Genomic DNA, 13,782 nt, shown 5'->3' with positions numbered 1-13,782 from the left:
GCGACGCCGTGCGACGTCAGCGCGCCACCGAGGTGTGGGCCCGGTGGAGGATCTCGAGCGTGCCGTCGGAGGTGAGCCGCACGTCGATCCGCAGCAGCCACGCGTCGTCCCGCTCGGGGAAGTCGGTGCGGAAGTGCCCGCCGCGCGACTCCTCGCGCTCGAGGGCTGTCGCCGCGAGGACGGTTGCGATCTGGTGGATGTTCGTCGTCTCCCACTCGGCGACCTGCGGGTGAGCGTCGACGACGCCGGCGGGCCGCGGCCCGCCGTTCGTCGGCACCGCGGCGAGACGCTCGAGCGACGCGAGCAGACCCTCGCGCGAGCGCAGCACGCCCGGTCCGGTCGCCGCCGCGCGCTGCACGCGCGAGCGCATCGCGGCCGCGACGAGCGCCGTGCGGCCCTCGTGAGGGACCGGTTCGACGCGCGTGAGCTCGCCCGACGCGAGACGCGCGGCGACGTCGACAGCCGCGCGGTGCGCGAAGACGAGCCCCTCGAGGAGCGAGTTCGACGCGAGGCGGTTGGCGCCGTGCACTCCCGTGCACGCGACCTCGCCCGCGGCGTACAGGCCCGGCACCGTCGAGCGGCCATGGAGGTCCGTGACGACGCCGCCGGAGTGGTAGTGCTGCGCGGGAGCGACGGGCACGAGGTCCGTCGTCCAGTCGATGCCGTGCTCGAGCAGCCGCTCCGTGATCGTCGGGAACCGCTCGCGGAGGAAGTCCGCGCCGAGGTGACGAGCGTCGAGGTACACGTGGTTGGCCTCGGTGAGGCGGAGCCGCTCGACGATCGCGTGCGCGACGACGTCGCGCGGCGCGAGCTCCGCCATGGGGTGGACGTCCGGCATGAACCGCACGCCGTCGATGTCGACGAGGAGCGCGCCCTCGCCGCGCACGGCCTCCGAGACGAGGGTCAGCTGGCCGCGCACACCTGAGCCAGCCCACAGGACTGTCGGGTGGAACTGGACGAACTCGACGTCGCCGAGCGTCGCCCCCGCACGCAGGGCGAGCGCGTCGCCGTCGCCCGTCGCCTGCACCGGGTTGGTCGAGGAACGGTACACCTGGCCGATGCCGCCCGTCGCGAGGATGACCGCTGGCGCGAGCACCGCACCGACGCCGTCGCGCCGACCCTCGCCGATGACGTGGAGCGTCAAGCCCGCGACCGCGCCGGGGACCTCGCGGCCCTCGGCGTCGAGCGACGCCGGCCCCTGGAGGAGGTCGAGGACGAGCGCGTGCTCGACGATCTCGATGCCCGGATCGCCCAGCACGGCCTCGAGCTGCGCGATGAGGGCGCGCGAGATCTCGGCGCCCGTCGCGTCGCCGCCCGCGTGCGCGATGCGGTCCGCATGGTGCCCGCCCTCACGCGTGAGCGCGATGTCGCCGTCGGCTGCGAGGTCGAAGTGCGCACCGAGACCGACGAGCTCGCGCACGCGGTCGGGGCCCTCGGTGACGAGCACCTCGACGGCCTCGCGGTCGCACACGCCGACGCCCGCGACGAGCGTGTCGGCCAGGTGCGCGTCCGGGGAGTCGGTCGGCGCGAGCGCCGCAGCGATGCCGCCCTGCGCCCACACGGTCGAGCCCGACGAGAGCTCGCCCTTGGTGACGAGCATGACCCGGCCGTCGGGGCCCAGACGCCGACGCAGCTCGAGCGCCGCCGTGAGGCCCGCGATGCCGGAGCCGACGACGACGACGTCGGCGTGCGCCGTCCAGCCCGGCGCGGGCGCCGTGAGGCGTCGCGCAAGGACGGGACGGGTCTGCTCGATCGCGACGCTCGCGGCGGCGCTCGTGAGCGCCGGGTCGAGCGTCATCACGCGAGGTCCGTCGCGTCCTGCGGGGCCCCGTGGCCCTGGAAGCCCGCGATGGGCAGGCCCGACGCCTCGAGGCCGTAGCCCTCAGGCACGAGACCCGGCTCCTCGTTGATGTCGACGATCCTGTTGTCCGCGTCGACGAAGACGACGTGCGGCATGAACGTGCGCGCGTCGGCGTCGTTCATGAGGCCGTACGCGATGAGGATGACCGTGTCGCCCGGGTGCACGAGGTGCGCGGCCGCGCCGTTGATGCAGATCTGACCCGAGCCGGGCTCGCCGGGGATGACGTAGGTCGACAGGCGTGAGCCGTTCGTCACGTCGACGACGTCGACCTTCTGCCCCGCGACGAGGTCGGCGGCACGCAGGAGGTCGGCGTCGACCGTGATCGAGCCGACGTAGTGGAGGTCCGCCTGCGTGACCGTGGCCCGGTGGATCTTCGCGATCATCATGGGGCGCTGGAGCGACGCGGGAGGTGTGGTGTTCATGAGGGATCCTCAGGCCGTGGCGCCGCCCGCGCTCGGCGGGACGACGTCGACGGCCGTGTTGTCGATGAGTCGGGTCGTGCCGACGCGCGCCGCGACGAGCAGCAGCGCGCCGCCCGCGAAAGACGCGGGCACGTCCTCCACGGTAGTCGGGTCGACGAGCGTGAGGTAGTCGGGGTCCACCCCGGCGGCCTCGAGAACGGCCGTCGCCGCCGCCCGGACGGCGTCCGCGCCCCGCTCCCCGGCCTCGGCGCCGGCGCGCAGCGCGCCGGACAGCGCGAGCGCGCGGGCGCGCTCCTCGTCGCTCAGGTAGGCGTTGCGCGACGACAGTGCGAGGCCGTCGGGCTGCCGCACGATCGGCACGCCGACGATCTCGACGGGCAGCTCGAGGTCGAGGACCATGCGCCGGATCGCGAGGAGCTGCTGAGCGTCCTTCTCACCGAACACCGCGACGTCCGGGGCGACGAGGTTGAGGAGCTTGAGGACGACCGTGAGGACGCCGTCGAAGTGCCCCGGGCGGATCGCGCCCTCGAGGACGGTGCCGATCGTGCCCGACGAGACGCGGACGATCGGCCCCGACGGGTACATCTCTGCGGCCGACGGCGCGAAGACGACGTCGACGCGGGCGCCGCCGCGCGCAAGGGTCGCGAGGTCGGCGTCGAGGTCGCGCGGGTAGCGCTCGTAGTCCTCGCCGGGCCCGAACTGCAGCGGGTTGACGAAGTCGGTGACGACGACCTGCCCCTCGGGGCCGACGGCCTCACGGGCCGCGCGCACGAGCGCGAGGTGCCCGTCGTGCAGCGCGCCCATCGTCATGACGACGGCGCGGCGCGGGACCTCACCGGTCTCCTCGAAGGCTTCGAGGTCGACGCCCGCCAGCGCCTCGGGCGACCACAGGGCCGCGTCGAGCTCTGCGCGGGTGCGGGCGACGGTCGGGCTGGTCATGGTTCCTCCGGGTGGTCCTGGGCGAGCACGTCCATGATCTCGCGTGCCGGGCCCTCGGCGAGACGTCCCGTCCGCACGGACCGCGCGGCGGCCGCGCGCGCGAGCACCCGGTAGGAGTCGAGGACGTCGAGCGCGTCTTCTTCTGCAGCGAGTCCTGCGAGCACGTCGAGGTGCTCACGCACCGTGCCGACGTCACCGCGGACGACGGGTCCCGTGAGCGCGGACATCGCGCCGGGGTCGGCGGCTGACGGCGGCTGCGCCGAGTCCGCGACGTCGGCGGCGCGCAGGGCTCCGTCGAGCGCCGCTCGGAGGAGCGGACCGAGGACCGCGCCGGGCTGCTCGACCCCTCCGGCGCCGAGCGCCTGGGCGGCCTGCGAGACGAGGACGACGAGGTGGTTCGACGCGTGAGCGAGGGCCGCGTGGTAGAGCCCGCGGCGTTCCTCGGGCAGGACGACGGGGTCGCCGCCGAGCTCCATGACGATCGCCTGACCGATCGCCTGGACGGTCGGGCCGCACGTCACTGCGAACGACGTGCCCTCGAGCCGCGCGAGGTCGAGCGACGTGCCCGTGAACGTCATCGCGGGATGGAGCGCGAGCGGGATCGCGCCTGCCGCCGCGGCGGGCGCGAGGACGTACGTGCCGAAGCGGCCGGACGTGTGGATGACGAGCTGTCCGGGCTGCCACGCCCCGAGTGCCGCCAGGCCTGTGACGAGGTCGCCGAGCGCGTCGTCCGGGACGGTGAGAAGCACGAGCTGCGCCGACCGTACGACGTCGGGCACCTCGAGGACGGGCACTCCGGGCAGGAGGGTCGCGGCGCGCTCGAGCGACTCCTCGGAGACCGCGGAGACGCCGACGACGTCGTGCTCGAGCGCGCGCATCGCGGCACCGAGGACGGCACCGACGCGACCCGCGCCGACGACGCCGACCCTGAGCCGCCCGGGGCGGGCTGTGCTCACGCGCGGAACTCCTCGTCTGCGGACCGCGCGGCGTCGTCGGGCGTTGCGGTGACGTCAGGTGCGACATCCGCGGGCATCACGGAGCGGGGCGCGTCGTCCTCGGGCACCACGGTGTCGGGCGCGGAACCGTCCGGCGCCGTGCCGTCGACCTGCGCTTCCTCCTCGACCTGCTCCACGAGCTCCGGTGCGACACGCCGCATCCACTGCTCGGGGCCCTCGGCACGGCGGGCGGAGCGGGCGCGGGCGTCCTGCTCGTCGAGCAGCCGCGCGGCCTCGCGCGACGCGAGGTGGTGGACGGACGCCTGGACGGGCCCGAGCGTCACGTGGAGCGCGACGCTCGCCAGACCGAGCCGCCGCTGCCACGGCCCCTGCTGGAGCGCGAGCGACTGCGTGCGCTCGTGCGGGACGAGCGTGAGGCTGCGGGTGAGCCTGCCGCGACGGATGACGAGGCACCGGCCCGTGACCGCGTACCCGTTGCGACGCCACGTGAGCGGGTCGAGCCAGCGGGCCGACCGTGGGCTCGTCGTGAACCCGCCGTCGGGCCCCTGCCCGTCGAGGCCGGTCGCGAGGAGCGCGAGCGGGTCCTCGACGCCAAGGTCCGGCAGGACGAGCCACAGGGCGTCGAACGCCGTGGCGCGCGGGCCGACGGGCAGCAGGAGCGTCGAGACCTCCTTGGTGTCCGTGCCGAGCACGTAGCCCGCGACCGTGACGTCGACGCGCCACCAGTCCTTGCGCCGCCACAGGAGCGGCTGACGCATGCGGATCGCCTGGACACGGCCGGGCGGGATCGTCTGCGACCGCGTCTCGAGGAGCCCCGAGCGCGACCGGATGCCGTCGGGCGAGACCGCGCCGACGAAGTTCGCCTCGGAGACGAGCCGCTGGAACACGTACCCGCCGAAGCCGAACAGGGCGGGCAGGAGCGAGAAGATCGGTGCGGCGCTCGAGGTGACGACGACCGCGACGACGACGCCCACGACAAGGAGCAGGAGCACCGGCGTGACGAACGAGCGCAGCACCGAGCCGAACGTCGTCCCGAACGGCACCTCGTAGAGGACCCGCTCGGGCGCGACCGGGGCCTCCTCACCCTCGGCGACGTCGACGCCCGCGGCGCGCGCGAGCAGCTCCGCGCGCAGGGCGTCGGCCTCGGCTCGCCGCAGGAAGCCGATCGCGACGCCCGAGCCGGCGCCACCGGCGACCTCGAGCTTGAGCTCGGCGAGCGAGAACGCACGTGCCAGGAGGGGTTGGACGATGTCGACGGCCTGGAGCCGGTCGAGGCGCGCCTGCTTCTGCTGCCGGAAGACGATGCCCTTGCGCAGGTGGACGGCGTCCGTGCCGATCGCGTAGCGCGTGAAGCGCCACGCGACCCAGCAGTACAGCCCGACGACGAGCAGGACGACGGCGACGCCGCCGAGCAGCCAGAGGAGTCCCACCCCGCGCGCGAGATCGGCGGCCTCACCGAGGTCCCCGAGGTTCTCCGCCGAGTTCTGCAGGACGATGAACAGGAGCACCGCGATGACGGTCCAACCGCGCACGACGGGCGTCACGGGATGCATGCGCCGCCAGGCGAGCCCGGTCTCGGGCTCGAGCTCGGGCGCGGTGCTGCGGGCGCTCACAGCCCGGCCAGCCGCGCCTCGCCGCGCGACGCGAGCCGGTCGCGGAGCCGTGCGGCTTCCGCCGGGTCGAGGCCATCGATCGACGCGTCAGTCGTTGCCGCAGCCGTGTGGAGCTGGAGCGACTTGATGCCGAAGATGCGCGCGAGCGGGCCCTGCGTCTCCTCGACGTACTGCATGCGCCCGTACGGCACGACGACGAGGTTGCGGAACATCACACCCTTGCGGATGAGGAGGTCGTCCTCGCGCTCGACATAGCCGATCGCGCGGACCTGCCGCACGACGACGATCGCGATCCATGCCCACAGCACCGCCACGACGCCCGCGAGCACCCAGAACGCGGGATGGACGAGCACCGCGAGGACGACCCCCACGAGGAGGGGCACGACGAGCGTGAGGGCGACCGCGATCTGGCGGGCCGGGACGAGTCGGGGCGAGACGCGCTGCCAGGTGATGCCAGGCAGGTCGAACGGGCTGGGCTCGGTGGTCATGCGCACAGTGTCCCACCAGCGTCGGACATCGTGCCTACACGGAGGTCCTTCCTGGCCGCGACGGCGAGCTCGGCCGCGAGGTGCTGCGCGGCGGCCGCCTCGAGCGGCCCGACGTCGACCTTGACGGGTCCGTCGACGAGATGCACGGCGACCGTGACGACCCTTGCTCGGCGCAGGAGCGGCCCCTGCTCGAGGGCGACGCCCTGGACGCGGTGCAGCGGCACGAACGTCACGCGCGGCGCGAGCCGCCCCGTGCGCACGAGCAGCCCGTCGCCCGCGAGCGCTGCCGTGCGCACGCGCCACGTGAGCGGCGCGAGCCACCACGCGCGGTCCGGCATCCGCAGCACGCTCACGGGGGCACCGTCGACCGTCGGGTCGGGGTGGATGACGCCGCGCGCGCCGGGCCAGAGGTCGGCGAGCAGCCGACGGTCGACCCGGGCGAGCGCCGGGAGCGCCTCCTGCGCGACGGTGAGCGCGGTCGCGGCGTCGGCCGCGGGCAGGAGCGCGCCCGAGAGCTCGTCGTCGTCGGTCTCGTCGTCCGAGCCGTCGTCGGAACCGGTGAGCACCGTGACCGTCCAGAGGTCCGCGCCCCACCACTGGGGGCGAGTGCCGAGCCGCACCGCGTGGACGCGGCCCGCCCGCACAGTCTTCTCGGTGCGGGTCGCGAGCCCCGACGCGACGTGGAGGTCGCCTCCGGCGCGCTCGACCGTGCGGCCCGTGCCCTGGTCGATCTGCGTCCACGCGCGTCGGCCCGCGAACGCGACCCCGCCGGCGGCGAGGAAGAGCCCCTCGCGCGCCGCGGGCACCGTGAGCGCGACGACGGCGAGCACGAGCGACCCGACGAGCGCGGCCGCGACCGGGTCGCGCAGGACGAACGCGCGCACGACGGTGCGGCGGTCGGTGCGCACAAGCCGCACACGCGCGGGTCGGCGGTCGTCGCCGGGCGCAGCGTGGTGCTCGCCCGACGTCCGGGCCCCTCCCGGCGCCGGGCGGTCGGCGTCGGGCGCAGGGTGGTGCTCCGCCGTCGAGCGCGCCGAGCCGGAACCTGCGTCGGGCGCGGGACCCGCCGTCACCTCGTCCAAATGGGCGGCCCCGTGGCTCAGCAGCCGCTCGCGCATCGCCTCGGCGGCCTCGCGCCGCTGGTGACCGACGGTCATCGGCTCGTCACCGTCCGCGACGAGCACCGTGAGCTGGGCGAGACCGAAGAGGCGTGCCCCGACGGACGACGCGAGGTCGACCCCGTCGATCCGGTCGAGCCGTACGCTCGTGCTCGTGCGCGCCCGTCCGGTGGACCGCTGGTGGAGGACGTCGTCGTCGAGCGCCCACCACGTCCTGCGACGTGACACCTCCGACCACAGTGCGATCGCCACGACGACCGCGACGGCGAGCGACGCCCAGCGCGGGTCCGTCGCGGTGCGCGTCGCCCAGTCGAGCACGCCGCCCACGTCCTCGGCCTCCCGGAGCGCGAGGTACGCGCCGATGCCTGCCAGGCCGAGGAGCGCGGAGAAGGACTCGGCGACGTCGCTCAAGGGGTGGGCGCGGAACCACGGGAAGTCGAGGTCAGGCTCGGCAGCCTCAGGGGTCGCAGCGGGTTCCGCAGGCTCAGGGGGTGGGGCGGGCTCGTGCTGCGGCTCCTCGGTGTCGGTGACGACGCTGCCGTCGGGGGCGACGGGCGCCGCGGAGACCGGCACCGAGGAGTCGGGCGCCGAGGAGACGGGCGCCGTCCCGCGCGCCTCTCCGGGCAGCACCTTGTCGGGCGCGGACCTCGCGAGAAGCTCGTCCCGCAGCGCCTTCGCCTCGTCGGGCGCCAGACCCTTGACGGGGATCCCGAGCCCCGGAACCTTGACGACGAGCGACGCGATCCCCAGCCGGGTGTCGATGATCCCCTCGGAGAGCTCGACCGACCGCACGCGCGACCACGGCAGGCTCCTCACGCTGCGGACCCACCATCCCGAGCGGGCGACGAACGCGTCGTCGGTCGCAGTCCACGCGAGCCCGCGGACGTGCGGACGCGCGGTCGCGAGGATCCACACGAGCCAGAGCGCGAGGACCGCAGCGGCGAGCCACGCCCAGCGCGTCCAGAGGAGCGCGACGGCCGCGCTCAGGGTGAGCGGCACACCAAGCCACCACAGCGCCGTCTCGCATCGCGCCCGGACCTGCCGTGGCGAGGGCAGCACCCAGTCGATCGCCTCGCTCCGCACCTGCATCCCCCACTCCCCCGCGACGTGACCGGGAGAGCCTAGCCCGCGACGCTCGCCCGCGCAGTCCGGCGAACGGCTACGCCGGCGTGGCGTTCGCCGAGCGCGGTGGCGTCCCGTCGTCGTCGCCGTCGCTGCCGCGCACGCGGCACCAGCGTTCGACGACGACGCCCGCGACCGTGAGCGTCACCGCGGCGAGCGCTGCGAGGCCCGCCCACAGGGCCTTGCTCCTCAGCGCCGCGACGTCGAGGTTGCCCGCGACGAGCAGGACGTGCGCGAGGTACCAGCCGGTGAGCGCAGCGCCCGTGAGCGCGGCCGACTGCGCGAGCACGAGTGTGCGCGCCGCGCGGAGCCCGGACAACGACGGACGCCTGCCCTGCGTGTACCGGCGCACCGCCCACCCGAACCAGAGGACGACCGCTGCGAGCAGCACGAGCGTCACGGCCACCGGCCACGCGACGCGCCCGACGACGCCGCCGCCCTTCTCGACGAGTGCAAGCACGCCCCACCCGAGCGTCGCGGCCGCGATCGCGAGAGCGACGAGCCAGCGCACCCGGAGCCCGGAGGTCACGGACGTGACCCCCCGTCGCCTGACGTCCAGTCGAGCCGCAGCCAGCGCACGCCCTCACGGTCGGGGGCCGTCGCGGCCAGCGCCGCGACGGGGCCGCCGCCGAGGCCGGGCAGCACCGCATCGGGCTCGATCTCCGCCCACGGTGCGAGGACGAACGCACGCTCGTGTGCGCGCGGGTGCGGCAGCTCGAGGTCGTCGGTGACGCCGACGACGCCCTCGTACGTGATGAGGTCGACGTCGAGCGTCCGGGGGCCCCAGCGGACGTCGCGCGTCCGGTGGTGCTCCTGCTCGACGGCGTGCGCGACGCGCAGCAGTGCGCGGGGCGCGAGCGTCGTGCGCACGAGGAGGACGGTGTTGAGGAAGTCAGGCTGCTCGACGCCCCCGACGGCTGCGGTGCGCGCAAGGGGCGCGACCTTGAGCACCTCGAGGCCGGGCGCGCCCGCGAGGTCCTCGATCGCCCGCGTGAGGATCTCGCGCGGGTCGCCCATGTTCGAGCCGAGGGCGAGAACCGCCTTCACGGGACCGGCCGGGGCGCGGTCCATGAGGTCGGGCTCAGGCACAGGGACGGGGTCGACGAGGCCGGTCGCGGGATCGTCGTCGGACGGCGCGAGCGCCGGGATCCCGGCCGGGGGCGGCGGCACCGGTGCGGGCGCGGCCGCGGGCCGTACCGCGTCGGGAGCGGCGGGCGCACCGATCGTCGCGACGGACGTCGCCGGTGCGGCAGCGGGGTCGAAACGTGCGGACGGCAGCTTGACGCGGTCGCGACGAATCGCGACGACGACGTCCCCGAACGGCACCCCGACAGGTGCGGACGGCTTGTGGACCGCGACGTCGACCGCCGCGACGAGCGTGTGGTCGAGAGCCGCCGACGCGATCTGCTCCGCGAGCGTCTCGACGAGCCGCACCGCAGGACCGCCGAGGATCTCGACGACCTCGGCGGCGAGCTCGGCGTAGTTGAGCGTGTGCGCGAGGTCGTCCGACGCGGCCGCACGACGCGTGTCGACGTGGACGGTGACGTCGGCGACGAACGTCTGCCCCTCGGCCCGCTCGTGGTCGAGCACGCCGTGGAAGCCCGTCGCGGACAAACCCGTGAGCCGCACCTGGTCGAGCTGGCGGCCGTGGGCGTCGAGAACCGGGCCGGGCAAGATCGTCACTTCTGCTCCTCGGTGTTCAGGGTGCGCGGCCGGCGTGCGCCGTCCCACGCGCGTGCGACCCGGACCGCGTCGACGGAGCCCGGGACGTCGTGCACCCGCACGCACCAGGCGCCGGCCGCCGCGGCGAGCGCGGAGATCGCGGCCGTCGCACCGTCACGTGCGAGCGGGGGTGCCGGCTGCCCGTCCGGCCCTGCGAGCAGCGTACCGAGGAACCTCTTGCGCGAGGCGCCCACGAGCACGGGAAGATCGAGCGCGAGCAGCTCGTCGAGGGCCGCGAGCAGCGGCCAGTTCGCGGCGCCGGGCTTCGCGAAGCCGAGGCCCGGGTCGAGGACGACCTGCTCACGCGCGACACCCGCGGCCACGAGGTCGGCGACGCGCTCGGCGAGCTCATCCCGGACGTCGGTGACGACGTCGTCGTACACGGCGAGGGAGTCCATGACGTCGGCGTGACCGCGCCAGTGCATCGCGACGTAGACGACGCCCGTGCGGGCGACGACGTCGTAGATCCCGGGCTCGGCGAGGCCTCCCGAGACGTCGTTGACGACGACGGCGCCAGCCTCGACCGCGCGTGCCGCGACGCGGGCACGGGTCGTGTCGATGCTCACGGGCACGCCGCGCGCCGTGAGCTCACGGACGACCGGGAGGACGCGCGCAAGCTCTTCGTCCTCCGGCACCCGTGCCGCCCCGGGACGGGTCGACTCGCCGCCGACGTCGACGAGGTCGGCTCCCTGGGAGGCGAGGAGCACGCCGTGCGCGACCGCGGCCTCGGGCCCGAACCACTCGCCCCCGTCCGAGAAGGAGTCGGGCGTGACGTTGAGGACGCCCATGACGAGCGTGCGGTCGAGGCGGGCGAGGCTCGCGGGGAGCGGAGCCGGGTGGTCGGGGCGGGGCACAGGCGTCAGCCTAGCGGCGGGCGTTGCGGGCCCTGTCAGCGACCGAGGACGAGGCTCATGGCCTCGGCACGCGTCGCGACGTCGCGCATCTGGCCACGCACGGCGCTCGTCACGGTGCGGGCGCCGGGCTTGCGAACGCCGCGCATCGACATGCACAGGTGCTCGCACTCGACGACGACGAGGACTCCGCGCGGCTCGAGGTGCTCGACGAGCGCGTCGGCGATCTGCGACGTCAGCCGTTCCTGGACCTGCGGGCGTCGTGCGAAGACCTCGACGAGGCGTGCGAGCTTCGACAGGCCCGTGACGCGGCCGTCGACACCAGGGATGTACCCGACGTGCGCGACGCCGTGGAACGGCACGAGGTGATGCTCGCACGTCGAGTAGAGCTCGATGTCCTTGACGAGGATCATCTCTTCGTGGCCGATGTCGAACGTCGTGCCGAGCACGTCCGCAGGGTCCTGGCTGAGACCTGCGAAGACCTCCGCGTACGCGCGCGCGACGCGGGCCGGCGTCTCGCGCAGGCCCTCGCGGTCCGGGTCCTCCCCGACCGCGAGCAGCAGCTCGCGCACCGCGGCCGCCGCCCGGTCGAGGTCGACCCTGCGGTCCGGAAGCTCTTCTGCGTTCGTCATTCCGACACCTCGTTCCCGACGGCCCCGCCCGGCGTGCCGCCGTCGGGCACCTCGCCGATCGTCTCCGCGGGGTGCTCCTCGCGGCCCGTGCCCTCATCCTGCGGGACGATCGGCGCGTCACCGCGCTCGGCCTTCTCGGCGTCCGTGAGGACCGGGGGACGTGACGAGACGGTGCGCTGCTCGCTCGAGAGCCACACCTCGCGCGGGGGGCGCTTGACGACGGGCGCGAAGATCTCGGCGAGCTCGGCCTCGTTGAGCGTCTCCTTCTCGAGGAGCTCGAGGACGAGGTGGTCGAGGACGTCGCGGTACTCGACGAGCACCTCCCACGCCTCGTCATGGGCTGCGTCGACGAGCTTGCGGACCTCGTGGTCGACCGTGCCGGCGACGGCCTCGGAGTAGTCGCGCTGGTGACCGATGTCGCGGCCGAGGAACGGCTCGCCGTCCGTCGAGCCAAGGCGGATCGCGCCGACGCGCTCGCTCATGCCGTACTCGGTGACCATCTTGCGGGCGGTCGCCGTGGCCTTCTCGATGTCGTTCGACGCGCCGGTCGTGGGGTCGTGGAAGACGAGCTCCTCGGCGACCCGGCCGCCCATCGCGTACGCGATCTGGTCGAGCAGCTCGTTGCGGGTCGTCGAGTACTTGTCCTGCGTCGGCAGGACCATCGTATAGCCGAGGGCGCGGCCGCGCGGCAGGATCGTCACCTTCGTCACGGGGTCCGTGTAGCGCATCGCCGCCGCGACGAGCGCGTGGCCGCCCTCGTGGTACGCGGTGATCTTCTGCTCCTTGGTGTTCATCACCCGCGTGCGCTTCTGCGGGCCGGCGATGACACGGTCGATCGCCTCGTCGAGCGCGCGGTCGTCGATGAGGTGCGCGCCCGAGCGCGCCGTGAGCAGCGCCGCCTCGTTGAGGACGTTCGCGAGGTCCGCGCCCGTGAAGCCGGGTGTGCGCTTGGCGACCATCGCGAGGTCGATACCCTCGACGATCGGCTTGCCGCGCGCGTGCACCTTGAGGATCGCCTCGCGGCCCTTGAGGTCCGGGGCCTCGACGGCGACCTGGCGGTCGAAGCGGCCCGGGCGCAGGAGCGCGGGGTCGAGGATGTCGGGGCGGTTCGTCGCAGCGATGAGGATGACGTTCGCCTTGGGGTCGAAGCCGTCCATCTCGACGAGGAGCTGGTTGAGCGTCTGCTCGCGCTCGTCGTGCCCTCCCCCCATGCCGGCGCCGCGGTGGCGGCCGACGGCGTCGATCTCGTCGACGAAGATGATCGCCGGGGAGTTCTCCTTGGCCTGCTGGAAGAGGTCGCGGACGCGGCTCGCGCCGACGCCGACGAACATCTCGACGAAGTCGGAGCCGGAGATCGTGTAGAACGGGACGCCAGCCTCGCCCGCGACAGCGCGTGCGAGGAGCGTCTTACCGGTTCCCGGGGGGCCATAGAGGAGCACGCCCTTGGGGATCTTGGCGCCCACGGCCTGGAACTTCGCGGGCTCCTGGAGGAACTCCTTGATCTCGTGAAGCTCCTCGACGGCCTCGTCGGCGCCCGCGACGTCGGCGAACGTCACCTGCGGCGACTCCTTGCCGACGAGCTTGGCACGCGACTTGCCGAAGCCCATGACCCGGCTGCCGCCGCCCTGCATGCGGCTCATGAGGAAGAAGAAGATGACGCCGATGATGAGGAACGGGACGAGCACCGAGAACATCGACGCGAGAAAGCTCACGCGCGCGATCTCGGAGTCGTAGCCCTTCGCGAGGCTTGCGGCAGAGACCGCGTCGACGACGTCCGGGCCCTGGGGCTGGACGTAGAAGAACTCGACGACCTTGCCCTTGTCCGTCTTACCGTCGACGAACGGCTCGGTGAGCGTGAGGCGCACGCGCTGGTCGCCGTCGACGACGACTGCACGCTCGACCGTCGTCCCCTTGAGCAGGGCAAGGCCCTGCGACGTGTCGATGCGCTTGACGCCCTGGCCCGCGAACACGGCGAAGCCGATCCAGAGCAGCACGACGACGAGCAGGACCCACACGAGGGGGCCCTTGGCGATCTTCTTGACGTTCATCGGCTACGGG

At 74.0% G+C, this 13,782-nt stretch carries 12 protein-coding genes; all 12 read right to left on the bottom strand.

Annotated elements, in window-relative coordinates; all coding sequences use genetic code 11:
- Positions 1-16: 16 nt before the first annotated feature.
- The 12 genes from IGS67_RS01065 to ftsH all read right to left on the bottom strand — a co-directional run bounded on the left by IGS67_RS01065 (position 17) and on the right by ftsH (position 13,772).
- Positions 17-1,798 carry an L-aspartate oxidase gene (locus tag IGS67_RS01065; RefSeq protein WP_192277809.1) on the bottom strand — a complete coding sequence of 594 codons (1,782 nt, stop codon included), beginning with the start codon at positions 1,796-1,798 and terminating at the stop codon, positions 17-19.
- Positions 1,798-2,283, bottom strand: a complete 486-nt coding sequence (gene panD, locus IGS67_RS01060; RefSeq protein WP_102510070.1) for an aspartate 1-decarboxylase — start codon at positions 2,281-2,283, stop codon at positions 1,798-1,800. The genes IGS67_RS01065 and panD overlap by 1 nt, the downstream gene beginning before the upstream one ends.
- Positions 2,284-2,292: 9 nt before the next feature.
- Positions 2,293-3,222, bottom strand: coding sequence for a pantoate--beta-alanine ligase (panC, locus tag IGS67_RS01055; RefSeq protein ID WP_192276946.1), 930 nt, complete (start codon positions 3,220-3,222; stop codon positions 2,293-2,295).
- Positions 3,219-4,178 (bottom strand): Rossmann-like and DUF2520 domain-containing protein, encoded by a 960-nt coding sequence (locus IGS67_RS01050; RefSeq protein ID WP_192276943.1) that lies wholly within the window; start codon positions 4,176-4,178, stop codon positions 3,219-3,221. The genes panC and IGS67_RS01050 overlap by 4 nt, the downstream gene beginning before the upstream one ends.
- Positions 4,175-5,791, bottom strand: coding sequence for a PH domain-containing protein (locus IGS67_RS01045; protein WP_328741326.1), 1,617 nt, complete (start codon positions 5,789-5,791; stop codon positions 4,175-4,177). The genes IGS67_RS01050 and IGS67_RS01045 overlap by 4 nt, the downstream gene beginning before the upstream one ends.
- On the bottom strand, positions 5,788-6,279 hold the full coding sequence (locus tag IGS67_RS01040; protein ID WP_192276940.1) for a PH domain-containing protein: 492 nt from the start codon (positions 6,277-6,279) through the stop codon (positions 5,788-5,790). The genes IGS67_RS01045 and IGS67_RS01040 overlap by 4 nt, the downstream gene beginning before the upstream one ends.
- Positions 6,276-8,486, bottom strand: coding sequence for a PH domain-containing protein (locus IGS67_RS01035; RefSeq protein ID WP_192276937.1), 2,211 nt, complete (start codon positions 8,484-8,486; stop codon positions 6,276-6,278). Before IGS67_RS01035 ends, IGS67_RS01040 begins: the two co-directional genes overlap by 4 nt.
- A 70-nt stretch (positions 8,487-8,556) precedes the next feature.
- On the bottom strand, positions 8,557-9,048 hold the full coding sequence (locus IGS67_RS01030) for a DUF3180 domain-containing protein (RefSeq protein ID WP_328741324.1): 492 nt from the start codon (positions 9,046-9,048) through the stop codon (positions 8,557-8,559).
- Positions 9,045-10,202 carry a 2-amino-4-hydroxy-6-hydroxymethyldihydropteridine diphosphokinase gene (folK, locus tag IGS67_RS01025; protein ID WP_328741323.1) on the bottom strand — a complete coding sequence of 386 codons (1,158 nt, stop codon included), beginning with the start codon at positions 10,200-10,202 and terminating at the stop codon, positions 9,045-9,047. The genes IGS67_RS01030 and folK overlap by 4 nt, the downstream gene beginning before the upstream one ends.
- Positions 10,199-11,095: a dihydropteroate synthase gene (folP, locus tag IGS67_RS01020; RefSeq protein WP_407925796.1), complete on the bottom strand. Its 897-nt coding sequence runs from the start codon at positions 11,093-11,095 to the stop codon at positions 10,199-10,201. Before folP ends, folK begins: the two co-directional genes overlap by 4 nt.
- Positions 11,096-11,130: 35 nt before the next feature.
- Entirely contained in the window at positions 11,131-11,724 is a 594-nt protein-coding gene (gene folE / locus IGS67_RS01015) for a GTP cyclohydrolase I FolE (RefSeq protein ID WP_192276934.1), read from the bottom strand.
- Positions 11,721-13,772 (bottom strand): ATP-dependent zinc metalloprotease FtsH, encoded by a 2,052-nt coding sequence (ftsH, locus tag IGS67_RS01010; RefSeq protein ID WP_192276931.1) that lies wholly within the window; start codon positions 13,770-13,772, stop codon positions 11,721-11,723. Before ftsH ends, folE begins: the two co-directional genes overlap by 4 nt.
- Positions 13,773-13,782 lie beyond the last annotated feature (10 nt).

This window comes from Flavimobilis rhizosphaerae, assembly GCF_014852685.1.
Classification (GTDB): domain Bacteria; phylum Actinomycetota; class Actinomycetes; order Actinomycetales; family Cellulomonadaceae; genus Flavimobilis; species Flavimobilis rhizosphaerae.
The sequence above is the reverse complement of the archived record's forward strand: the minus strand, read 5'-3'. Positions and strand labels throughout refer to the sequence as shown.

Coding starts and splice junctions, on each gene's coding strand:
- IGS67_RS01065 (WP_192277809.1), bottom strand. CDS start 1,798: ATGACGCTCGACCCGGCGCTCACGAGCGCCGCCGCGAGCGTCGCGATC.
- panD (WP_102510070.1), bottom strand. CDS start 2,283: ATGAACACCACACCTCCCGCGTCGCTCCAGCGCCCCATGATGATCGCG.
- ftsH (WP_192276931.1), bottom strand. CDS start 13,772: ATGAACGTCAAGAAGATCGCCAAGGGCCCCCTCGTGTGGGTCCTGCTC.
- IGS67_RS01040 (WP_192276940.1), bottom strand. CDS start 6,279: ATGACCACCGAGCCCAGCCCGTTCGACCTGCCTGGCATCACCTGGCAG.
- folE (WP_192276934.1), bottom strand. CDS start 11,724: ATGACGAACGCAGAAGAGCTTCCGGACCGCAGGGTCGACCTCGACCGG.
- panC (WP_192276946.1), bottom strand. CDS start 3,222: ATGACCAGCCCGACCGTCGCCCGCACCCGCGCAGAGCTCGACGCGGCC.
- IGS67_RS01035 (WP_192276937.1), bottom strand. CDS start 8,486: ATGCAGGTGCGGAGCGAGGCGATCGACTGGGTGCTGCCCTCGCCACGG.